Source organism: Pontibacter sp. GD7 (assembly GCF_058216375.1).
In genome coordinates this window covers 1-20,739 of the sequence record NZ_JBYZMP010000009.1, presented here as the reverse complement: position 1 = coordinate 20,739, position 20,739 = coordinate 1, and the positions used below count along the sequence as shown (strand labels likewise).

Genomic DNA, 20,739 nt, shown 5'->3' with positions numbered 1-20,739 from the left:
TATAAATAGTTACCATAAATTAAGTATAGAATAAAATGAAAAAGTTAGTAATTCTTGCATCGCTGGCATCGGCTGTAATGTTTACGGCTACGGCTGGCACTACTCCAACCACAACCACTAAAACAGAAACGGCGGCTATTGCCAAGGCGCGCACTTATAAAGTAGATGTTGCTAAAAGCGACCTGAAGTGGCATGCTAAAAAAGTAACCGGCGAGCACATGGGTACAGTAGCCTTGAAAAGCGGCCAGATGCTGATTGACGGCAATAAGGTGACCGGTGGTACATTCGTGATCGACATGAACTCGATTGCCTGCACCGACATTAAAGATGCCGGCTATAACAAGAAACTTATTGATCACCTGAAGTCTGACGATTTCTTCAGTGTAGAGAAGCACAACACAGCCACTTTCAAGATAACTGGTTTAAAGCCAATAGCAAAAGCAGCGGCTGGCCAGCCAAACTACACCGTAACCGGCGACCTTACCATTAAGGGCATTACCAACCAGATCAGCTTCCCGGCAACAGTTTCGGTTAAAAACGGAGTTGCTTCTGCGAAGGGTGATGTTACCATTAACCGTGCTAAGTATGACGTGCGTTATGGCTCTAACAGCTTCTTCGATAACCTGGGCGACAAAGCCATTTACGATGATTTTGTAGTGACACTTGACGTTACGGCAAAGCAGTAATTAAGCAGGTATAACTTGCATATAAAATATAAAAAGCCGTTCCGGAAAAATTCCGGGGCGGCTTTTTGCTTATACTTGGCGCAGGCTTCCTAACTTTGGGCCTAATAAAGCACCTTGAAATGAGAAAGATACAGACCATCCTAAGCACAGGTTTTATACTTGCCATACTTTTACTCAGTGCCTGCACTCAAACTAGTACCCCTGATGCGCAACAGATCGTGGATCAGGCCATTGCTGTGCATGGTGGTGAGCACCTGAACCAGGCAATAGTAACGTTCAACTTCCGGGGCAGGCATTACCGTGCCCTCCGCGACCAGGGCGCTTACGTGTACAGCCGCACTTTTACAGATGACTCTACGGGTCAGCGCATACACGATGTAATGAGCAACAGCGGTTTTAAACGCACTGCCGATGATGTGGAGGTGGAGTTGCCGCAAGAAAGAAAAGATGCCTTTACCTCGTCAGTAAATAGTGTGGTATACTTTGCGCTGCTGCCATACTTTTTAAACGATGCGGCTGTGCAGAAAGAGTACCTGGGCGAGGCTACCATCAAAGGAGAGCCCTACCACAAAGTAAAAGTTACTTTTGCACAAGAGGGGGGAGGCAAAGACCATGAGGATACCTATGTGTACTGGTTCCATCAGAGCAAGCATACTATGGATTACCTGGCCTATAGCTACAAAGAAGAAGATGGCTCTATTGGCACGCGCTTCCGGGAGGCAGTAAACCCAAGAGAAGTAGGAGGAGTGCTGTTCCAGGATTACATCAATTATACTTCTAAGGAGAAATTCCCGCTGGAGAATTACGACAAGGCTTTTGAGGCAGGGAAATTAGAGAAGGTGTCAGAGATTAACCTGGAAGATGTAAAGGTGGCAGGGTTGTAGGTTTTCGCTGGCTATACCTGTTGATTCACCTCACCCCAACCCTCTCCTAACAACAGGAGAGGGAGTTTTTTTTTGATAGGAATTTTAGAGCTACATTTTCCAGAATGAAACAGCACTGCTTGCTTTAGAGATGGTTTATCGGCGTGTTTATTATTCATATAGACATAATCCCTTAAATCACTAAAATCCCCTTAATCACCGGTCTCGAACTCCCTTGGCAACGTTACAGACAGCGGCTTTTTCCGGCTGTGTATCTGCTCCAGAAAATCGTCCAGCTCAGACTTATACTCCAAGTGATAATCTTCGTGGAGGTTTTTGCGGATAAGCTGCATGGTGCGGAGTAGCAGTCTGGCTGTGGCCGTATAAAAGCCTTTGTAGTAGCTATCAAACTGGCCCGTGAAGTTGCCAAAGATCAATCGCAAAGTATAAAGGTGCAGGTCAATTTCGGCCTTAGCATCTTTGGTGACGCGCTTGAAGCGCGCAATTTCTTTCAGAGCTTTTCGGAGGGCTTTTGTTAGGGCCTTTGGCAGGCTCCGGCCTGTGGCATGCATCAGCAGCTCATGTATCATGTCGGCGCTTTGCTCATACACCTCCTCCAGCGTAACTTCCTCCAACAGCTCAAACGACAACAGGTCGTACAGCTCAGCGTCGCGGCGGGCAGCTTTAAGTATGATCGCTTCTTTTTCTTTGTCGCTGAGCTTTTTTACTGCCTGGCGAAAGGCCGGGGAAACTGCTGGCATGGCGTTCTAGGAAAGATTTTGAAGATCCAGCAGGTCCTGTTGCCTGGCTGTGGCCTTTTTATTTGTCTTAAGGTCTTCCAGGCTGATGAAATTTGCCATCTGATCCCCGAAAGGCATAAGGGCTTTTCGGCTCCAGCACCCGGCAAATTGTACGCCTTCTAATCCGGTGGAGATATCGATTCGGTTTGGCGGATACCCAAGCTGTATAAGAACGTCGGGGGTGGTGAGGTCTTCCATGTTCACATCATCCTCCGAAAAGCCGATCTCTTTAATCGCTCTCAGAACTTTTTTGGCGTTCTCCGGATTTGGGTTGATCCAGATGTCTATGTCGCCGGTATAGCGTGGGTAACCATAAATGGCGACGGCAAACCCGCCCGCAATAATGTACTGTGCCTGTGCGGCATTCAGCCGTTTAATAAAATCTTCAAAAATGTTCGTCAGCTCCATCTTTACGAGTAATCTGTACTGGTTTCGCAGTTCCTGCAGGGCCGCCAAACGGGCCTTGGGAGGCTGAGAAAGCCAATAAGTAACATCAGTATTAATGTCCGACAATTTTTTTTTGCTAACCGCTCTGCTTGCCGGTTGGGGCAGAGGGGAGCTTGCTTTTATCTTCATCAGTATCCGTAAAAAAACTTAACATCTAAGCCTACGACAAAAGCAGCTAAAAGTGTAAGAAGCTGCCCTGTTTGGGAGCAGCTTCTTACAAAAGTATGAATTTTAGAGGTTTTCGTCAAGATATTGTGTCACTTTCCGCATCAGATGCACGCGGTCTTTGCCTCTTACATTGTGCGGATGGCCCGGGTAAACGAAGTAATCAAGCAGTATTCCGTTGTCTACGGCAGTTTTAAGATACTGTAGGCTGTGTTGCCAAACCACTACATCATCCACAGTGCCGTGTATCATCAACAATTTGCCTTTCAGGTTCGGAATGTACTTTAACAGGTTGGCGCTCTCGTAACCTTCCGGGTTTTGCTCAGGCGTGTCCATGTAGCGCTCAGTGTACATCACTTCGTAGTACCTCCAGTCGATAACCGGGCCGCCGGCCACGCCTACTTTAAACACATCCGGAGTGCGCGTCATCAGAGAGGTGGTCATAAAGCCGCCGTAGCTCCAGCCGTGCACACCCATGCGGTTTGCATCCACGTAAGGCAACGATTTCAGGTACTCCACGCCTTTTAACTGGTCGGCAATTTCCGGAGTACCCAGCTGTCGGAACGTTGCCTGCTCAAAAGCTAAGCCTCTGTTGCCGGAGCCACGGGAATCCAGGGTAAACACCACATATCCTTTCTGCGCCATCAAATGCATCCAGAGGTTAGCGCCTGCCAGCCAGCTATCGGTTACCAGCTGCACATGCGGACCACCGTACACATACACTACCACCGGGTATTTCTTGCTCTTATCCATATTTGGTGGCGTAATCAAGCGGCCGTAAAGTTCTGTGCCGTCCTCAGCTTTAATGGTGACTATACTTGTCTCGCCCAGTTTATAAGCTGTAAGCGGGTTTTTAGCGGTTAAAAGTGTCTGCGTGATCTTGCCATCGCTGGTAATGATGCGGATGGCTCTGGGTACGTCGCGGCTGGTGTAGCTGTCAATCAGGTAGTTGCCGAATGGGCTAAGCTTTGGCGTGTGGGTACCTTTGCCCTGCGACAGTTTTTTGCTCTTGCCGTTATTCAGGTTAACGCTGTAAATGTGGCGTTCCAGTGGGCTCTCAGCCGTGGAAGTATAAAACAGCTCATCACCTTTTCTATTGAAACCCAGTATTTCGGTAACCATCCAGTCGCCGCCGGTTAGCTGGCGTATTTGTTTACCATTGGTATCATACAAGTATAAATGGTCGAAGCCCGTGCGCTCACTTACCCTCACGAACTGGTTAGGTTTGCCAGGCACAAAGTATAAACCATACTGCGGCTCCACATACTTTTCATGCTTCTCCTCCAGCAGTGTTTTTACAAAATTACCGGTGGTGGCATCGTACTGGTTCAGCTTCATGTGGTTCTGGTCGCGGTTAAGCACGGCAATGTACAGGTGCTTGCCATCTGGGCTCCAGGTAATGTTGGTCAGGTACTGTTCGGCTGGCTCGCCGGTTTTCAGGTATGTAGTGGTTTTTGTGTCGAGGTTGTACACGCCCACTGTCACATGGTGGCTTTTGCCGCCGGCCATCGGGTATTTAATGGCGTTTTGCTTAGCTGGAAGCGGGGCCACATCCACCAGTGGGTAGTCGGTTACCATGCCCTGGTCCATGCGGTAAAAGGCCAGTTTGCTGCCATCACCAGACCAGAATGTGCCTTTGGTAATGCCAAACTCGGAGCGGTGCGCCGCCTCGCCGTACACCAGTGCCACAGTGCCATCCGTAGAAACCGCCACATCCGCAGCACCCGGTGCAGACACGTACAGGTTATAGTCTTTGGTGTAGGCAACGCGCTTCAGGGTAGGATCCAGTTCGGTGTTTGCAGCTTCAGGGTTATACTTTGTAATGGCCTCGGCTTTGCCGGTTTTCAGGTTGTAGTGGTAAACCGTGTTTTGCGTGTTTAGCACCATAGTGTTGGCATCGGCCCACTGCACTGCCGGAAAGTTGGTCAGCTTTTTAGCGCCGGCGGCCTCCAGAGCGGTACTGAGCGTGTTAAGCGAAAGCAGCTGGCCTTCTTTGCCTGCAGCTGCATTGCCACGCATAAGCACCTGCTCGCCGTTGTTTTGCTTTACATAAGTATAATCGTTGGTGCAGGCTATCCAGGTTAGCTGGCGCAGGTTCTCTGGCTGCAGTGCCGGGTTGATGATGGCATCTTCCATGGTAAGCATTTTGTCTTGGGCCTGTAGCTGCAAGGTGGCAGCGGCAAACGCAAACACAAAGGCCAACCCTTTTAACTGGTTAGATATTGTCATGTAGCTTTTGGTGTTGTGGTTATAAAATCAATATGCAAGAAAGCATGTTTATGCTGATATAGCAAAAACTGCGCCTCTGCAAGGTGGGCTTAAGCTGTACCGGAAACTTTCGTTCATAAGGAATTATAGCCAGTTCGGGATTGTTAAAAACTATACCTTTTGCACGTGTAACCAAAGCCTGCAAAAGCGTTTTATACTTGGGATTATACTTCGTTAAGTGGGTGGTTTTTCGTAATTTTGTACTATGAATTGGGAAACAGATATTTTACATAAAGAAGATTTTGACGTTGCGCTGCTGGAGGAGACAACAGACCTGCGCAACCTTGTTGTTTACAACGACGACGTGAACACATTTGACCATGTGATCGAAACGCTGATCAAAGTATGCGGCCATACTGTGGAGCAGGCAGAGCAGTGTACCTGGCTTATCCATTATAAAGGCAAGTGTACGGTAAAGGTTGGCACGTTTGATGAACTGAAAGGCATGTGCACCAACTTGCACCAGAAAGACCTTTCTGCTGACATTGAATAGAGTAGGAGGTTGAATGGAATTTCCGTCTAAGTTAATAGAGAATGCCGTAGAGGAGCTGGCAAAGCTACCCGGCATTGGAAGAAAAACTGCGCTCCGTCTGGCCCTGCATCTGCTCAAAGAAGAGTCGGAGGAAAGCTTTTCGCTGGCAGAGGCCATCGTGAAGATGCGCACAGAAGTAAAGCACTGCAAGACCTGCCATAATATTTCTGATACTGAAGTATGTAGCATCTGCTCCAATCCGTTGCGCGATAAAAGTATGCTGTGTGTGGTAAGTGATATCCGGGATGTGATCGCCATTGAGAATACCTCGCAGTACAAAGGCTTGTACCATGTGCTGGGTGGCGTTATCTCCCCGATCGAAGGCATCGGCCCGTCGGACCTGCACATCGATTCGCTGCTGGAGCGTTTGCCAAATTCAGAGGTAAAGGAACTGTTGCTGGCCATCAGCCCCACCATGGAAGGCGACACTACAGCGTTTTACCTTACCCGCAAACTCCGCGACCATAATGTGCGCATTACTACTATTGCGCGCGGCGTGCCAGTAGGCGGCGAACTGGAATACACTGATGAGATCACGCTTGGCCGCAGCATTGTTGAGAGAACGGTGTACGGCAGAGTATAAAGTATTTACCTCCCCCTAGCCCCCTCCTAAAAACAGGAGGGGGTATTTTTTTGACTATGCGTCACCCAGCTGGTGCCGCATAGTGTGTGCGTATCTCCTGACTCTCTTATCAGTACTGCCGGGTCCAACCACCCCTAACCCCTCCTGGGGGTGAAGGGGCCCCCTTTAGAGTCTAAGGCGGGGAATTTTACTTACTCATTCTCCTGCTATTATATTAGTTAAAGCTATTACACATTGTCATCCTGAAAGGATCTTGTGGGAAGCGAGGTTAAGCAGAAACCACAGAGTTTATGCCTGAGCGAGCTTATTAACAGAACTCCCTCCCTTGCTTTTAGGGGAGGGCAGGGGTGGGGTAAAACCTTCAACTGTTTTTCTGGAAAGTCTGTGGCTTTATGAGTAACTTGCCGGCTTAATACAATTACTTATGCACGAACTTGAAGAGGTGAAAACCATACTTTCAGATAGAATCTCTGCTTTGTCTGAGTCTCAGACGATTGCCATGGCAAAAAAAGCCCGCGAACTTGCTGCTCAGGGCTTCGATGTGATCAATTTAAGCTTCGGTGAACCTGACTTTCAGACGCCGCAATATATAAAAGATGCCGCAAAGCAGGCCATTGACGAGGGTTTTACCTTTTATACTCCTGTAGCAGGCTACCCGGAGCTACGCCAGGAGATCGCCAAAAAGTTTAAGCGTGACAATAACCTGGATTTTGCCCCTGAGAATATTGTGGTGTCTACGGGTGCAAAGCAAAGTATAGCCAATGCGGTGCTATGCCTGGTTAACCCCGGAGATGAGGTGATCATTTTCTCGCCATACTGGGTGTCTTATGAAGAGATCGTGAAGTTGGCGGAAGGTACGCCGGTGCCTTTAATGGGACGTTTAAAGAACGACTACAAAGTAACCGCTGAGCAGCTGGAGAAAGCAATCACTTCCAATACCAAGCTGATCATGTATTCATCGCCTTGCAACCCTACCGGTGCCGTTTACAGCCAGGAGGAATTGCAGGAGATTGCTGAGGTACTGGAAAAATACCCGAATGTGCATGTGATAGCTGACGAGATCTACGAATACATCAATTACGAAGGCAAGCATGCCAGCATGGCCAATATCGAATCGGTGCGTGACCGTGTGATTACCGTAAATGGCTTCTCGAAAGGATATGCCATGACCGGATGGCGTGTTGGTTATCTTGCAGCCAGCAGAGAGATTGCCGCTGCCTGTGATAAAATGCAGAGCCAGGTTACCTCCGGTACCTGCTCCATCGCCCAGAAAGCCGCTGCTGGCGCACTTAAAGGTGGTAATGCATCATCGCTGGAAATGGTAGAGGCTTACCGCCGTCGCCGTAGCCTTGTGCTGGACCTGATGCAGGGAATTCCGGGATTCAAGACCTATGTGCCTTCCGGTGCATTCTATATTTTCCCGGAAGTGAGTGCATATTTTGGCAAGAGCTATGAGGGCAAGGTGATCAACTCGGCACTGGATCTGAGCATGTTTATACTAATGGATGCACACGTGGCAGTAGTAAGCGGCGAGGCCTTTGGTGCCCCGCAGTGTATCCGCTTCTCTTACGCCACATCCGACGAAAAACTGACAGAGGCACTTCGACGCATTAAAAACAGTCTGGCTAAGCTACAGTAATGGATCAGATCAATAGTATAGAAGAGCTGTTCGCTGCCTTCGACAAGCTGACGGTTTTGATTGTTGGCGATGTGATGATAGATTCTTACCTGTGGGGTAAGTCTACGCGCATTTCACCGGAGGCACCGGTTCCGATCGTGAATGTGGTAAAGCGTGAGAAACGCCTGGGTGGTGCCGCCAACGTGGCCCTGAACGTGCAGGCACTGGGCGCAACGCCGCTGCTTTGCTCTGTTATCGGCGACGATCAGGATGGGGCAGACTACATACGCCTGATGGAAGAGAAAGGCCTTTCTACGGAAGGCATCGTGCAGAGCCCTGAGCGTGTAACCACCATCAAGCACCGCATTATTGCCGGCGCACAGCAATTGCTGCGCGTTGACTCCGAGATAGAGCATAACCTGGTGGAACATGAAGAGCGGCACCTGGAGGAGCGTTTTGTGCAATTACTGAAGAAAGCCGATGTGGTGATCTTTGAGGACTATGATAAAGGCGTTTTTTCTGAGGCTAATATCAAGCGTTTTATAGAACTGGCCAATGAGTCGGGTGTACCAAGCGTGGTAGACCCTAAGAAGAAGAACTTCCTGAGCTATGTGGGCTGCACACTGTTCAAGCCAAACCTGAAAGAGCTGCGCGAGGGCCTGAAGGTAGATTTTGCAGACGAGAACCTGCACGCTTTTGAAGATGCTGTTGCCAGTTTACAGAAGGCCCTGCAAACGGAGCAGGTGCTGGTAACGCTTTCGGAAAGAGGCGTGTTTATAGCCAATGGCACTGAGAAGACGTATATCGAGGCGCACCGCAGGTCTATCTCGGATGTGTCGGGTGCAGGTGATACCGTGATAAGTATAGCTGCGCTTTGTATGGCACTGGGTACCTCGCCACAATTTTTGGCTGGCCTGAGCAACCTGGGAGGCGGACTTGTGTGCGAACAGGTGGGTGTAGTACCAGTAGATAAAAAGCGCCTTTTCGAAGAGGCAAAACAGTTCCAGCTTTTCGATAAGCATGAATACCGAAACGCTTAACCGCATACTATACGGCAGTAAGCTAAGAGCCTACGCCCTGATGCGCCGCACCACCTATGTGCTGTCGGTGCTGGCTGTGGGTTTACTTATTTATGCGCATGGCGTAGTAGAAAGTCCGGTAAAGCTGCACATGCTTTTTTATGCCATCGATGCTATACTGGCTATTTTCGTTATCATTTATGTGCTGCGCATACTTTATGCCTTTGAGCGGGTCAAGTTCATAAAACGAACCTGGTTTGAGGGCATTCTGATGGCCATTGTATTCATAAACCAGATCGGTACCTATGTGCTGGACTTTCCTGTTGTCTACAATGTATTTGAAGGAATAGGCATACCGCTTTCTGTGGAACTATACAGGGTTATGGTTTCCATGTACATGCTGGTGCTGCTGGTTATCGAACTGCTCGAAACCAAGGTGCACCTGAAGGCGGTACAAGTAAAACCATCCATCACGTTCCTGCTAAGCTTTGTGTTTCTGGTGTTGTTAGGCACCGGCCTGTTCATGCTGCCTAAAATGACCAATGCACCGGAAGGGATGCGATTTGTGGATGCCCTTTTTATGGCGACAAGCGCCTCCTGCGTAACAGGCCTTGCCGTGGTAGACCCTGGCACTTACTTCACCTTTGCAGGGCAGGTGGTGCTGCTGATGCTGATACAGATGGGTGGTTTGGGTATACTTACCTTTGCCACATTCTTCGCCTCGCTTATGAGGCAGGGGGTAGGGGTTAGGCAACACGTTGCCATGCACGAATTGCTTGAAAGCGAGTCTTTATACTCTACCAAAGGGTTATTACAAAAGCTGATCTTCCTGACTTTTACTATCGAGGCTATTGGGGCCGCGGTAATCTTTGCCTCCTGGGGACCAGCAGCTGAGTTTCAAAACCTGGGTACGAAGCTGTTTTACTCTGTTTTCCATTCGGTGTCGGCCTTCTGTAATGCCGGTTTCTCGCTGTATCCCGAAGGTCTCTATACCCAGCCGGTAAGGTTTGCTTATGTACTGCACCTGGTGGTGGCCATGCTCATCATCTTCGGCGGTATCGGTTTCCCAACTATACTTGATGTGCTGTCGCCGAAGTCCATGCGCGCGCGCCTGAACGCACCCTGGAAGAACTGGAAAATGCTTTCCCGTGTGACAATTTATACTTCGGCAGCCCTGATTTTTGTGGGTACGGTGGGTTTCTTTTTACTGGAGTATTACAACACGCTCTCTGAACTTAACTTTGCGGAGGCCTTGGTAACTTCTTTCTTTCAGTCGGTTACCACGCGTACTGCAGGCTTTAATTCTGTAGATATTTCCGCCCTGAATGTGCCCACGCTTCTGATGTTTATCTTCCTGATGTTCATCGGGGCATCGCCGGGCTCTACGGGTGGCGGTATCAAGACCACTACCTTTACGGTTATACTTATCTCTGTACTGGCAACTATCCAGAACAAACGCAACATGGAGATCGGGCACCGCACCATACCGCACTATGTGTCCTATAAGGCTTTCTCCATCTTTACGTTTGCCGCTGTTCTAAACATATTCTTCATCTTCGTCCTGTCTATTACGGATGCGCAGTTCGATATCATGCGGCTTGCATTTGAGCAGGTGTCTGCGTTTGCCACAGTAGGATTGAGCACTGGTATAACAGCCGGCTTATCTGACTATGGCAAGACGGTCATTATCCTGTCGATGTACATAGGTAGGGTGGGTACGCTTACATTGGCACTGGCGCTAAGCACAAAAGCCCCATCCACCAACCACAGATACCCGGACACACACCTGGCGGTTGGATAAAGGGAGTTAGAGAGTTAAGGTGTTAGAGAGTTAAGGAGTTAGAGAGTTAAGGAGTTAGAGAGTTTGGGGGTGGACCGCTTACTTTATACTTTAACTACGTCTATACTACCTGTTTATACTTATCGCTAAGGAAGCTACCAGGAAAACGTTGTTTCGGGTAAGGCCGCCGGTTTTTTCGAATATCTGATCGCTGGCCCTGAACCACCTGCCCTCCAACCTGCAAGCAATATTTCTAAAAGGAGTATAATCAATATTAAGGGATGTGCCTGTGGTCTTGAACCCTTCCGGGGAGGGCACAGGTATGATCACGCCATGTTCATCGGCATAGTATTCTACTCTGGCAGCCACTGCCCACTCCGGGTTAAAGGTATAGCGTGCAATGGCCGTCGGGCCGTACCACGCATCAAATGAACTGCTGCCTTTAGTCTTTTGCTGCACCCCAATGTCAAAGCCAGCGGTAAGATCCAGGGCCTCGCTTATACTTATCACTGCATAGAAGTTGTTGAAGTAGCGCATGCGGCGGGTTACATCCGGGTCATCGGTACCTATAAAAGTGCTCCAGTTCAAAGTATAATTCTCCTGTGAGTAGTTTACCTGTGTTCCGAAAGAGGGTAGCGAATTGCCCGGTACGCGTCTTATTCTTTGCCAACCGTTCGTGATAATAGCTGCCAGTGTCCAGTTGGATGTGGGCATGTGACTTAGCTTGGCACCGGCCAGAAAGTATGGAGAGTTTTCGGCAACCAATGAGCGGGTAAGGGTAGGATTCTCTGTGGAGATGGCGCTCTCAAAACCCAGGTGCGAAGGAAATATACCGGCATCAAACCAAAGATTGCTACTTGAGTTTAAGGCAACTCCAGCGTTTGCTTCAAATACATGCCGTAGCATCACTTCTTCTGCGGCATAATTGTCTGCTGCGTAAGTTCCGGCCTGTAACGCAATGTTGCCCCGGTATTTTCTATGCGTAACAGATGCCTTAACCAGCGCCAGATTCAGGTTGAACTCGTTGTGCCTGTTGTGGTTGAAAAGGAACGGCTGGCGGATGCTGTTTTCGGGTTTGTTAAAATCATAAGCATAAAAAATATCCACAAACCCAGAAAAAGTAACTTCGGGGCCTGTGGATATTTGGGTGCTGTCTGGCTGAGAGAAAGCCGGATAACCTGATAAGATAATCAGGAACAAGTATAAACCGGCTTTACAAATAAATGCTCTCAAGCAGTTTCTCGTTATTTCAGTTTTATACTTCTACTACAAACTGAAATAAAGGGTTTGACTGCTATTTTGTGCTATATTCCTTTACCGTTTGCACGAAGCATTTTACTTTCTCAGGGTCAGTATCCGGGTAAACGCCGTGGCCTAAGTTGGCAATGTGGCGGTGCGGGCCAAACTCCTTCAGCATATTTTTTGTCTCACGCTCAATGGTATCGAACGAGCTGTAAAGCAGGCATGGATCCATGTTGCCCTGCAGGGTTTTGTTTGGTCCAACCTCTTTGCGCGACTTAGCGATCTCCATGTTCCAGTCAAGGCCGATGGTTTCGCAGTTCAGTTTGCTGAAATCTTCAAGGGCAAAGAATGCGCCTTTGGCGAATACAGTTACTGGTACCTCATTTATAGCGTCACAGATCTCAGAGATGTACGGCAAAGCAAACTCACGGTAATGTGCCGGCGAAAGTATGCCTGCCCACGAGTCGAATATCTGGATCAGGTTGGCGCCTGCCTCTACCTGTGCCTTTAAGTAAGCAATGGTTGTATCGGTGATCATGCGCAGCAACTGGTGCGCCAGGTGCGGATTTCTGTACAGCATGCCACGTGCCTGCGAAAACGTTTTAGATCCGCTGCCTTCTACCATGTAGGCAAGTATAGTCCAGGGGGCACCGGCAAAACCGATAAGCGGCACACGTCCGTTCAGCGCTTTCTTTGTTACCTTGATGGCGTCCAAAACATAGTGCAGGTGCTCATGCGGGTCTGCCACGCGCAGTTGCTTCAGATCTTCTTCCGTGCGAACAGTTTTCGGGAACAGCGGGCCACGCTTTTCAATCATTTCGTAGGTGCAGCCCATTGCCTCAGGCACCACCAGGATGTCGGAGAAAATGATGGCAGCATCCACATCCAGGATGTCTACGGGCTGGATGGTAACCTCAGCTGCAAGATCAGGGGTCTCTACCAGTTCCTTAAATCCGCTTAAACTATTGCGTACTGCTCTGTATTCAGGTAAAATACGCCCTGCCTGGCGCATGAGCCAAACCGGGGTGCGTTCTACTACTTCACCTTTGGCAGCTCTGATAAGAAGATCATTTTTTAATTGCATGGTGCAAAGATAAGGTAAAATTGGTGATTGTCAGAAAGTGATTCTTATCATCAACCGTTTGCCTGAACGCTGGCAGCAGAATGAAAGTTATCAGTCGGGTAGAGAAAGTATAAAAGAATCGTAGGGACAGGTCGCGACCTGTCCGAATCGTGCACCGGCAAAATTATCTGAATCAGGATTTCCAGGATTTCAAAGAAGGATGGACAGGATGTTTGATGTTTAGAGCCTGTCTGTATTTATGCTTGTAGTTTCATAGGTGAGTATATTGAGCAGACAGGTCGCGACCCAATGCCGTCAATTTAATGATTTTGTAAAGCTGATTCGGACATCCTTGTCCGGATCTTTTTCTGCTGCGGACTTCCTAGTCCGCACATTACAGTAAAATGGGGATTAGGAAATCCCCGGCAGAAAGCTTCCGGACTGAGAAGTCCGAAAGAGCGTTTCCCTTAAGTTGACGGCATTGGGTCGCGACCTGTCCCTACGAAGGGATTATACTTTTACTATTTTTCTGTAAAGAACAGCGCAAAAAGGGCCGAAACGATGAAGTTAACCCCGATAGAGAGTACGATAAAGCCCATGATGCGGGACAGGGCTGCCAAACCAGACTTACCCATGTAACGCGTTAGCTGGTGCGAGAAACGAAGTATGATATAGCTTACAATTGCCAGCAGTATGATCCCGATAAGTATAAAAAACATATCCAAGTAAGACAGCGAAGTGGTAAACAAGCCTATACTTATCGCAATAGCACCGGGGCCGGAAAGCATGGGCATGGCCAGTGGTGTAAACGAGATGTCTTCTTTTAACTGTCCTTCTTCCACCACATCCGGTGAGATCTTCTTTTTACTGGCACCCGGAGTTAGCAACTCGAAACCGGCACGCATGATCATCAGGCCGCCGGCAATGCGCAGGTCGTGGATACGGATGCCGAAGAAGTTAAGCACATACTGCCCCGCCAGGAAAAATACTGCCAGAATGCCCACCATGTATAAGCATGCCTTTAACGCCTGTTGGTTGCGGCTGGCCGGCGTGTCGTCCTGGGTAAGGGTCAAGAACACAGGCATGGCCCCGAAAGGGTTCACAACGGAGAACAGCGCAGAAAAGGTGGCAAGTATGATTTCCATAAATGGTGAAATAGTACTGAAAAGTATAGCTTACAATATAGTTTTAATTAAATATAAGTACAAAGTATAAGCAAGCATTATTGGTAATTTGTAAACTCGCATGATTGTGTGGCTAAAGGAATAGTTTGTATAAATGCCTGATAGCTAAAATTAACTGATAAAAAATCTCATATCTTTTGCCTTTTGTCTTTCGTCTCCACTCATAATCCGTATTTTTGGTAAACCATCACCTTAAACCTAACACATCTATGAAAGGAGAAGTAAGGCTGGGCATACTTGGCGGCGGACAGCTGGGACGTATGCTGATGCAGGCCGGACTAGACTTTAACCTCTACACACTGGTTCTGGACCCCGATGAGAACGCTCCGTGCAAAGATATCTGCAACGAATTTTATGTGGGTAGCTTCCGCGACTTCGATACTGTTTATGAGTTTGGCAAGAACTGCGACATCGTTACCATAGAGATTGAGCACGTTAATGCCGATGCCCTTGCAAAACTGGAGCAGGAGGGTGTGAAAGTATACCCGGATGCCCTGACAGTGCGCACCATTCAGGATAAAGGCCTCCAGAAAGAGTTTTACAAAAAGCACAACATCCCTACCTCTGACTTTTTGATATTGAAAGACAAAGCAGAACTGGAGGATAACCTACATTTTTTACCGGCATTCCAGAAGCTGCGCCGCGAAGGTTACGATGGCCGTGGTGTTAAAAGGCTGGGAGGCGTTGCCGACACACTGGACGCCTTTGAGGAACCGTCGGTGCTGGAGAAACTGGTGAATTTTGAAAAAGAGATATCCGTGATCGTGGCCCGTAACGAAAGCGGTGAGGTAACAGCTTTTCCGGTGGTGGAACTTAGCTTCCATGCGGAGCACAACCTGGTAGACTCGCTTTTCGCACCTGCCAATGTGCCTTATAAACTGCAGCGCCACGCCATCGAGATTGCTACCCGCGTTATCGAAAGCTTTGGTATGGTAGGTATACTTGCTGTAGAAATGTTCCTGACAAAAGACGGGCAGATACTGGTAAACGAGGTAGCCCCACGCCCACACAACTCCGGGCATCATACCATCAAGGCAAATTATACTTCGCAATACGAGCAGCACCTGCGCGCCATACTTAACCTGCCACTGGGTTCTACCGAAATCCAAAGCGCTGCCGTTATGCTGAACCTGTTGGGTGAACCTGGCTACGAAGGTGAAGCAAAGTATGAAGGCTTGCAGGATGCCTTGGCCGTTCCGGGTGTTTACATCCATCTATACGGTAAAAAGTATACACGCCCTGCCCGCAAAATGGGACACATCACAGTACTTGGAAAGGATGTGGAGGAAGCACGACAGCGTGCCGAGCAAATCAGAAACGTAATCAAAGTAATAGCATAAACCATGGCCGATCAACATTCACCACAACCCTTAGTTGGCATCATCATGGGCAGCCAGTCCGACCTTAGAGTAATGGACGCTGCCGCCGAAATATTAGAAACCCTTGGCGTGCCTTACGAGCTTACCATCGTGTCGGCGCACCGCACTCCGCACCGCATGTTCGAGTATGCCGAGAACGCAAAAAAGCGTGGACTTAAAGTGATTATTGCTGGTGCTGGCGGCGCAGCGCACTTGCCGGGTATGGTGGCCTCCATCACAACCTTACCTGTGATCGGGGTGCCTGTAAAATCGAGTAACTCTATTGATGGCTGGGATTCGGTGTTGTCTATACTTCAGATGCCGGGTGGCGTGCCTGTGGCTACTGTTGCCTTGGATGGTGCGCTTAACGCAGGTATACTTGCTGCCCAGATCATCGGTACATCAAATGCCGCTGTGGCAGACAAACTGGAGAAGTATAAAACCGGATTGAAGGACAAAGTGATGCGCTCCGTGGAGGAGTTGAAGCGAGGAGATAGGGATCTGGATTAGATTTAAGTTGACACACAGCCGCTGCCCTCAAAAGCAGCGGCTTTTTTAGTACATGATCATCCGCTTTTTCTTATCAAAGTACGATTGTATGTATAGCTCTTTAATATCCTGGGTTAGGAAGGACGCATTTACCAAGGCGGTCACTGCTTTTTCGTTGCTTAGCATGTTTTCAACTATGTTTTGAAAACGTTTTGGCCTGATGCCCAAAATTTCTGCAAACTCCTCAAAATCGCTGTAAGTATAAAAACCGTAGTTCTCATACGCGCTGCTAAACCTGTTATCTTTAAATAGCATCAGGGCCATATCGCTTTCATGTGGGGAGTGAATCCTTGTACATAACAAGTCATAAAATGGTGTAAGCACGTATCCTATTTCAGCTTTATGCATTACAGAGAAATTCTTAATATGAGCATCACCATTTGAGAACAGGTAGTTAAACAGGATCAGCTTAAAATACTTTTCCAGCTCAACCTGGTAAGTAGGTATTGTCTGTTTTATAAGTTCTCCGATTTCTTCATAAGAAAAATCATACTTGTAATTTTTACCGTGTAGTTGTTCTGAACGTTGTGCAATCTGGGCAAAATCCTCCTGTAATGATTTAGTGCCATTCTCCAGTACATCAAAACGCCTGACGATATACCCTAAAGTGCCGTCTGAGAAGCGCACAAGGGCATTGGGCGGTATTGGCAATTTATAAACCTGGCGAGCAAGCTGCATTGTTAAATGTTCATTGGGAGGGGCTTCAGAAAGGTTATGGAATAGTCCGAAGGGTATTGGTTTTAAAATAAACTGCCCCTTTGAGTCAGTAAGTATAAGCTTGTCAGCTTCTAGTTTTAAGCTATACTTTACCTGAACACCTGAAATGGATATGCGTGTGGTTTGCTGCAGGTAGTGGCTTGGGTCTGCTGTATGTGGTGATGGAAATAGCAAATTCGGTTGCACCTTAGCGCTACCAAAGAGCTCCCTTTGGCATTTTTTGCAGTATGCTTCCTGCAACAACTCCTTTAAACATCCAAGGCACCTCATTCTCTTATTTCTTTAACAGTAATTGCTCCGATGGTTTCAGAATGTGCGGTTTTAAGTAACAATCCAAAGGCATCATTCTCATCTATTTGCAACAGCCGGCATTGTGTCTGCTTATTAACACCTTCAGAAAGTAGCCCATAAAAAAAAGGAAACAGAACCGGTGAGTGGTGTACTGCTGTTGTCTTTGGTAAGGACAAGCTTATAGCAGGCTGCTCAACATCCTGAAAATACTTTTCATCATAATAAAAGGAATAGCCCTGAGGCGTTTCTACCAAGATGCCTGCCAGAATACTATTATTATACACAAAGCACTTTCTATCCATTATTTAGGTTCTATTTTCAACTTTAATCCCAATACCTCCAGTAATCTTTGCAATGTCTCAATAGAGGGGTTTGCTGTTCCGTTTTCAATAGCCCGAAGCGTTCTTAAAGATATGCCTGCTATATCGGCAACATCCTCTTGGCGAAGTTGAAGAATGTTTCGCCGGTGTTTAAGGGTAACAGCAAGCTCATTTAAATTCATAATACAGGTAATATATTGCCTATTTTGGTAAAGATATACTTTATTTCTGGGGATTTTGTATATAATAGGCAATATTTTGCCTATTCAATAAACAAAAAACTCCCCTGCCGAAATCTCGACAGGGGAGTTTTAAGTTATACTTCAAGTTAAGGCTTACTTGTTGCCGTCTACTTCTTCGTAATCTACGTCTGTTACACCGCCGTCTTCGGTAGCGCCTGCGCCGCCTTGCTGGCCATTGCCTGCACCACCTGCAGCACCTTCAGCTCCCGGAGCACCCTGCGTAGCATTGTACATCTCCTGAGAGGCTGCACTCCATGCATTGTTCAGGTTCTCGATAGCTTTGTCGATGCCGGCGATGTCTTTAGAACCGTGTGCAGTTTTAAGCTCTGCAAGCGCGTTCTCGATGTTAGACTTGTTGCCAGCAGACAATTTGTCGCCATACTCTTTCAGCTGCTTCTCAGTCTGGAAGATCATAGAGTCGGCTGCGTTCAGCTTCTCGATCTCTTCCTTTGCCTTCTTGTCAGCCTCAGCGTTAGCCTCTGCTTCCTGGCGCATCTTCTCGATTTCCTGCTCGCTCAAGCCAGAAGAAGCCTCGATACGGATCTTCTGCTCTTTGCCTGTAGCCTTATCACGTGCCGTTACATGCAGGATACCGTTTGCGTCGATGTCGAATGTTACCTCGATCTGAGGAACACCGCGTGGCGCTGGCGGAATATCTGATAAGTGGAAGCGGCCAATAGTGCGGTTGTCCTTCGCCATTGGACGCTCACCCTGCAACACATGGATCTCCACAGAAGGCTGGTTATCCGAAGCAGTAGAGAATGTCTCTGATTTTTTGGTTGGGATTGTTGTGTTAGCCTCGATCAGTTTGGTAAACACACCACCCATTGTCTCGATACCCAGTGAAAGCGGCGTTACGTCCAGCAGAAGTACGTCTTTTACTTCACCTGTTAATACACCACCCTGGATAGCAGCACCTACCGCAACCACCTCATCCGGGTTAACACCCTTAGAAGGCTTCTTGCCGAAGAACTTCTCAACTTCTTCCTGTACCTTAGGAATACGTGTAGAACCACCTACCAGGATCACCTCATCGATGTCTGAAGTAGAAAGTCCTGCATCCTGAAGCGCTTTCTTGCAAGGCTCCATAGAACGACGGATCAGGTCGTCAGTCAGCTGCTCGAACTTGGCACGCGTCAGTTTACGAACAAGGTGCTTTGGAACACCGTCAACAGGCATAATGTATGGCAGGTTGATCTCTGTTTCGTTAGAAGAAGAAAGCTCGATCTTCGCTTTCTCAGCAGCTTCTTTCAAACGCTGCAGCGCCATTGGGTCTTTACGCAGGTCTACACCTTCGTCGTTCTTAAACTCCTCTGCCAGCCAGTTAATGATCTTCTGGTCAAAGTCGTCGCCACCAAGGTGCGTGTCACCGTTTGTAGAAAGTACCTCAAATACACCGTCGCCAAGCTCAAGTATAGAAATATCGAACGTACCACCGCCAAGGTCGAATACCGCAATTTTCTGATCTTTGTGCTTTTTATCCAGGCCATAAGCAAGCGCTGCTGCTGTAGGCTCGTTAATGATACGCTTCACCTCAAGGCCCGCGATCTGGCCAGCCTCTTTAGTAGCCTGACGCTGCGCATCGTTGAAGTATGCCGGTACGGTAATAACCGCCTCAGTTACAGTTGTGCCCAGGTAGTCTTCTGCTGTAGCCTTCATCTTCTGAAGCACCATTGCTGAGATCTCCTGTGGCGTATACTCTCTGTCGCCGATCTTAACACGCACGGTGTTATTGCTGCCTTTTACTACTTCGTAAGAAACCTGCTTTGCCTCTTCGCTAACTTCATCGTAGCTGTGGCCCATAAAGCGCTTGATAGAAGCAATTGTGTTGTGCGGGTTTGTGATCGCCTGACGTTTAGCCGGGTCACCTACTTTACGCTCGCCGTTTCCGTTATCCAGGAAAGCAACGATAGACGGAGTAGTTCTGCGGCCTTCGCTGTTTGGTATAACCACTGGCTCGTTACCTTCCATTACGGCAACGCAAGAGTTGGTTGTACCTAAGTCAATACCTATTATTTTTCCCATTCTATAGTTTTATTATATAGTTCCTCAATTCAATTTTAGTGTTGCCTCTTTTATATCAACCCGTGTGCCAAGGGGAAAATGCGCCATTTTTTATGTCATTCTGTCACAACACTGCTTTGCGCTTTCGGTTTTTGTCTGATAAATAAATTTGGTATCCGTAGCAATGTGTCATTATTGCAAAGTGATCTTTTGGTTTACTCTAAGTACGGGTAGGGTGTTGCTTTTATAGTCTGTCATCCCCTTATTTCCAATGTAATGTTTTCCAAATATCCAGTTTATAGTTCCTTTATGTGAGGCCTTTTGTAGGGACAAGTCGTGACTTGTCCGAACGATTGCCTAGCAACGGAGCTCATACGCAAAACCTCTTTCGGAATTGCAATTAGGAGTGGTTGGAAGACGACTTAATTTAGAACAATTACTCCGCTCTTTCGGATTTGCAATCCGAAAGCACCTACTGAGAGGATTTGTAATCCGACTTCAACATTGCCTTTAGCAGAGCAGCAAGCTATTTCAAAAGTATAAAAGCGGATTGCAAATCCTGATAGTATGTACTTCGGGATTACAAATCCCGAAGAGCAATAGGGGAGAAGTGTATTGTAGCTGAGGCCGCTCTTACCCGAAACACGGACAGGTCTCGAACCAATGCCGTCAATTTAAGTGGAAAGCTCTTTCGGACTTCTTAGTCCGGATCTTTTTCTGCCGGGGATTTCCTAATCCCCATATTACTGTAATGTGCGGACTAAGAAGTCCGCAGCAGAAAAAGATCCGGACAAGGATGTCCGAATCAGCTTTACAAAATCCTCAAATTGACGGCATTGGGTTGCGACCTGTCCCTACGAAATTAATTGTCCAAACATGTCCAAAATAAAACATGAATCATCCCGAACTTTTTAACCTAGAGTAATAGCTAAGTTCGTCGAAGAGGTTGGCCAGTGCCAATCGGATGCGGTAAAGCGGCGTGGGAGTGTTCCTGCACCGCTTTCCTGT

19 protein-coding genes are annotated in these 20,739 nt (G+C 47.8%); 9 read left to right on the top strand and 10 right to left on the bottom strand.

Annotation, left to right across the window (positions count from 1 at the left end; all coding sequences use genetic code 11):
• Window positions 1-35 precede the first annotated feature (35 nt).
• Complete coding sequence (locus tag AC4BAP_RS14040) at window positions 36-686, top strand: YceI family protein (protein ID WP_490583297.1); 651 nt, start codon at window positions 36-38, stop codon at window positions 684-686.
• A 119-nt stretch (window positions 687-805) separates the two neighbouring features.
• Window positions 806-1,570 (top strand): DUF6503 family protein, encoded by a 765-nt coding sequence (locus tag AC4BAP_RS14035; protein WP_490583296.1) that lies wholly within the window; start codon window positions 806-808, stop codon window positions 1,568-1,570.
• 191 nt (window positions 1,571-1,761) lie between these two features.
• On the opposite strand, the gene AC4BAP_RS14030 is transcribed toward AC4BAP_RS14035, so the two are convergent.
• The 3 genes from AC4BAP_RS14030 to AC4BAP_RS14020 all read right to left on the bottom strand — a co-directional run bounded on the left by AC4BAP_RS14030 (window position 1,762) and on the right by AC4BAP_RS14020 (window position 5,190).
• Window positions 1,762-2,310, bottom strand: coding sequence for a hypothetical protein (locus AC4BAP_RS14030; RefSeq protein WP_490583295.1), 549 nt, complete (start codon window positions 2,308-2,310; stop codon window positions 1,762-1,764).
• 6 nt (window positions 2,311-2,316) lie between these two features.
• Window positions 2,317-2,862, bottom strand: coding sequence for a hypothetical protein (locus tag AC4BAP_RS14025; protein ID WP_490583294.1), 546 nt, complete (start codon window positions 2,860-2,862; stop codon window positions 2,317-2,319).
• A gap of 165 nt (window positions 2,863-3,027) precedes the next feature.
• On the bottom strand, window positions 3,028-5,190 hold the full coding sequence (locus tag AC4BAP_RS14020) for a S9 family peptidase (RefSeq protein ID WP_490583293.1): 2,163 nt from the start codon (window positions 5,188-5,190) through the stop codon (window positions 3,028-3,030).
• Between the two features lie 244 nt (window positions 5,191-5,434).
• Here AC4BAP_RS14020 and AC4BAP_RS14015 point away from each other — a divergent pair, with 244 nt between their 5' ends.
• The 5 genes from AC4BAP_RS14015 to AC4BAP_RS13995 all read left to right on the top strand — a co-directional run bounded on the left by AC4BAP_RS14015 (window position 5,435) and on the right by AC4BAP_RS13995 (window position 10,782).
• Window positions 5,435-5,722: an ATP-dependent Clp protease adaptor ClpS gene (locus tag AC4BAP_RS14015; protein WP_490583292.1), complete on the top strand. Its 288-nt coding sequence runs from the start codon at window positions 5,435-5,437 to the stop codon at window positions 5,720-5,722.
• Window positions 5,723-5,735: 13 nt separating this feature from the next.
• On the top strand, window positions 5,736-6,344 hold the full coding sequence (gene recR, locus AC4BAP_RS14010) for a recombination mediator RecR (protein WP_490583291.1): 609 nt from the start codon (window positions 5,736-5,738) through the stop codon (window positions 6,342-6,344).
• A gap of 424 nt (window positions 6,345-6,768) precedes the next feature.
• Window positions 6,769-7,983: a pyridoxal phosphate-dependent aminotransferase gene (locus tag AC4BAP_RS14005; RefSeq protein WP_490583290.1), complete on the top strand. Its 1,215-nt coding sequence runs from the start codon at window positions 6,769-6,771 to the stop codon at window positions 7,981-7,983.
• A complete protein-coding gene (locus tag AC4BAP_RS14000) occupies window positions 7,983-9,002 on the top strand; it encodes a bifunctional heptose 7-phosphate kinase/heptose 1-phosphate adenyltransferase (protein ID WP_490583289.1) in 1,020 nt (339 codons plus the stop codon). Before AC4BAP_RS14005 ends, AC4BAP_RS14000 begins: the two co-directional genes overlap by 1 nt.
• Window positions 8,983-10,782: a TrkH family potassium uptake protein gene (locus AC4BAP_RS13995; protein ID WP_490583288.1), complete on the top strand. Its 1,800-nt coding sequence runs from the start codon at window positions 8,983-8,985 to the stop codon at window positions 10,780-10,782. Before AC4BAP_RS14000 ends, AC4BAP_RS13995 begins: the two co-directional genes overlap by 20 nt.
• A gap of 105 nt (window positions 10,783-10,887) precedes the next feature.
• Here AC4BAP_RS13995 and AC4BAP_RS13990 read toward each other — a convergent pair whose 3' ends face one another.
• The 3 genes from AC4BAP_RS13990 to AC4BAP_RS13980 all read right to left on the bottom strand — a co-directional run bounded on the left by AC4BAP_RS13990 (window position 10,888) and on the right by AC4BAP_RS13980 (window position 14,211).
• On the bottom strand, window positions 10,888-11,994 hold the full coding sequence (locus AC4BAP_RS13990; RefSeq protein ID WP_490583287.1) for a porin: 1,107 nt from the start codon (window positions 11,992-11,994) through the stop codon (window positions 10,888-10,890).
• A gap of 61 nt (window positions 11,995-12,055) precedes the next feature.
• Complete coding sequence (gene hemE / locus AC4BAP_RS13985) at window positions 12,056-13,087, bottom strand: uroporphyrinogen decarboxylase (protein ID WP_490583286.1); 1,032 nt, start codon at window positions 13,085-13,087, stop codon at window positions 12,056-12,058.
• Window positions 13,088-13,587: 500 nt separating this feature from the next.
• Complete coding sequence (locus AC4BAP_RS13980; RefSeq protein WP_490583285.1) at window positions 13,588-14,211, bottom strand: MarC family NAAT transporter; 624 nt, start codon at window positions 14,209-14,211, stop codon at window positions 13,588-13,590.
• Between the two features lie 248 nt (window positions 14,212-14,459).
• Between AC4BAP_RS13980 and AC4BAP_RS13975 the strand changes: the two genes are divergently transcribed.
• Together AC4BAP_RS13975 and purE are read left to right on the top strand one after the other, a co-directional pair.
• Window positions 14,460-15,590: a 5-(carboxyamino)imidazole ribonucleotide synthase gene (locus tag AC4BAP_RS13975; RefSeq protein ID WP_490583284.1), complete on the top strand. Its 1,131-nt coding sequence runs from the start codon at window positions 14,460-14,462 to the stop codon at window positions 15,588-15,590.
• Window positions 15,591-15,593: 3 nt separating this feature from the next.
• The gene (gene purE, locus AC4BAP_RS13970) at window positions 15,594-16,118 is read left to right on the top strand and encodes a 5-(carboxyamino)imidazole ribonucleotide mutase (RefSeq protein WP_490583283.1); all 525 of its coding nucleotides are present in this window, start codon (window positions 15,594-15,596) and stop codon (window positions 16,116-16,118) included.
• A gap of 45 nt (window positions 16,119-16,163) precedes the next feature.
• Here purE and AC4BAP_RS13965 read toward each other — a convergent pair whose 3' ends face one another.
• The 4 genes from AC4BAP_RS13965 to dnaK all read right to left on the bottom strand — a co-directional run bounded on the left by AC4BAP_RS13965 (window position 16,164) and on the right by dnaK (window position 19,752).
• Window positions 16,164-17,048, bottom strand: a complete 885-nt coding sequence (locus AC4BAP_RS13965; protein ID WP_490583282.1) for a HipA domain-containing protein — start codon at window positions 17,046-17,048, stop codon at window positions 16,164-16,166.
• Window positions 17,049-17,140: 92 nt separating this feature from the next.
• On the bottom strand, window positions 17,141-17,467 hold the full coding sequence (locus AC4BAP_RS13960) for a HipA N-terminal domain-containing protein (protein WP_490583281.1): 327 nt from the start codon (window positions 17,465-17,467) through the stop codon (window positions 17,141-17,143).
• A complete protein-coding gene (locus tag AC4BAP_RS13955) occupies window positions 17,467-17,667 on the bottom strand; it encodes a helix-turn-helix domain-containing protein (RefSeq protein WP_490583280.1) in 201 nt (66 codons plus the stop codon). The genes AC4BAP_RS13960 and AC4BAP_RS13955 overlap by 1 nt, the downstream gene beginning before the upstream one ends.
• A 153-nt stretch (window positions 17,668-17,820) precedes the next feature.
• Window positions 17,821-19,752, bottom strand: a complete 1,932-nt coding sequence (dnaK, locus tag AC4BAP_RS13950; protein ID WP_490583279.1) for a molecular chaperone DnaK — start codon at window positions 19,750-19,752, stop codon at window positions 17,821-17,823.
• Window positions 19,753-20,739 lie beyond the last annotated feature (987 nt).

What these genes read in the sequence shown, in the direction of transcription:
- AC4BAP_RS14035 (WP_490583296.1), top strand. Translation starts at nt 806, where the DNA reads ATGAGAAAGATACAGACCATCCTAAGCACAGGTTTTATACTTGCCATA.
- AC4BAP_RS13975 (WP_490583284.1), top strand. Translation starts at nt 14,460, where the DNA reads ATGAAAGGAGAAGTAAGGCTGGGCATACTTGGCGGCGGACAGCTGGGA.
- AC4BAP_RS14000 (WP_490583289.1), top strand. Translation starts at nt 7,983, where the DNA reads ATGGATCAGATCAATAGTATAGAAGAGCTGTTCGCTGCCTTCGACAAG.
- AC4BAP_RS13960 (WP_490583281.1), bottom strand. Translation starts at nt 17,467, where the DNA reads ATGGATAGAAAGTGCTTTGTGTATAATAATAGTATTCTGGCAGGCATC.
- AC4BAP_RS14030 (WP_490583295.1), bottom strand. Translation starts at nt 2,310, where the DNA reads ATGCCAGCAGTTTCCCCGGCCTTTCGCCAGGCAGTAAAAAAGCTCAGC.
- AC4BAP_RS14040 (WP_490583297.1), top strand. Translation starts at nt 36, where the DNA reads ATGAAAAAGTTAGTAATTCTTGCATCGCTGGCATCGGCTGTAATGTTT.
- AC4BAP_RS14020 (WP_490583293.1), bottom strand. Translation starts at nt 5,190, where the DNA reads ATGACAATATCTAACCAGTTAAAAGGGTTGGCCTTTGTGTTTGCGTTT.
- hemE (WP_490583286.1), bottom strand. Translation starts at nt 13,087, where the DNA reads ATGCAATTAAAAAATGATCTTCTTATCAGAGCTGCCAAAGGTGAAGTA.
- AC4BAP_RS13980 (WP_490583285.1), bottom strand. Translation starts at nt 14,211, where the DNA reads ATGGAAATCATACTTGCCACCTTTTCTGCGCTGTTCTCCGTTGTGAAC.
- AC4BAP_RS13995 (WP_490583288.1), top strand. Translation starts at nt 8,983, where the DNA reads ATGAATACCGAAACGCTTAACCGCATACTATACGGCAGTAAGCTAAGA.
- AC4BAP_RS14015 (WP_490583292.1), top strand. Translation starts at nt 5,435, where the DNA reads ATGAATTGGGAAACAGATATTTTACATAAAGAAGATTTTGACGTTGCG.
- purE (WP_490583283.1), top strand. Translation starts at nt 15,594, where the DNA reads ATGGCCGATCAACATTCACCACAACCCTTAGTTGGCATCATCATGGGC.
- recR (WP_490583291.1), top strand. Translation starts at nt 5,736, where the DNA reads ATGGAATTTCCGTCTAAGTTAATAGAGAATGCCGTAGAGGAGCTGGCA.
- AC4BAP_RS14005 (WP_490583290.1), top strand. Translation starts at nt 6,769, where the DNA reads ATGCACGAACTTGAAGAGGTGAAAACCATACTTTCAGATAGAATCTCT.
- dnaK (WP_490583279.1), bottom strand. Translation starts at nt 19,752, where the DNA reads ATGGGAAAAATAATAGGTATTGACTTAGGTACAACCAACTCTTGCGTT.
- AC4BAP_RS13955 (WP_490583280.1), bottom strand. Translation starts at nt 17,667, where the DNA reads ATGAATTTAAATGAGCTTGCTGTTACCCTTAAACACCGGCGAAACATT.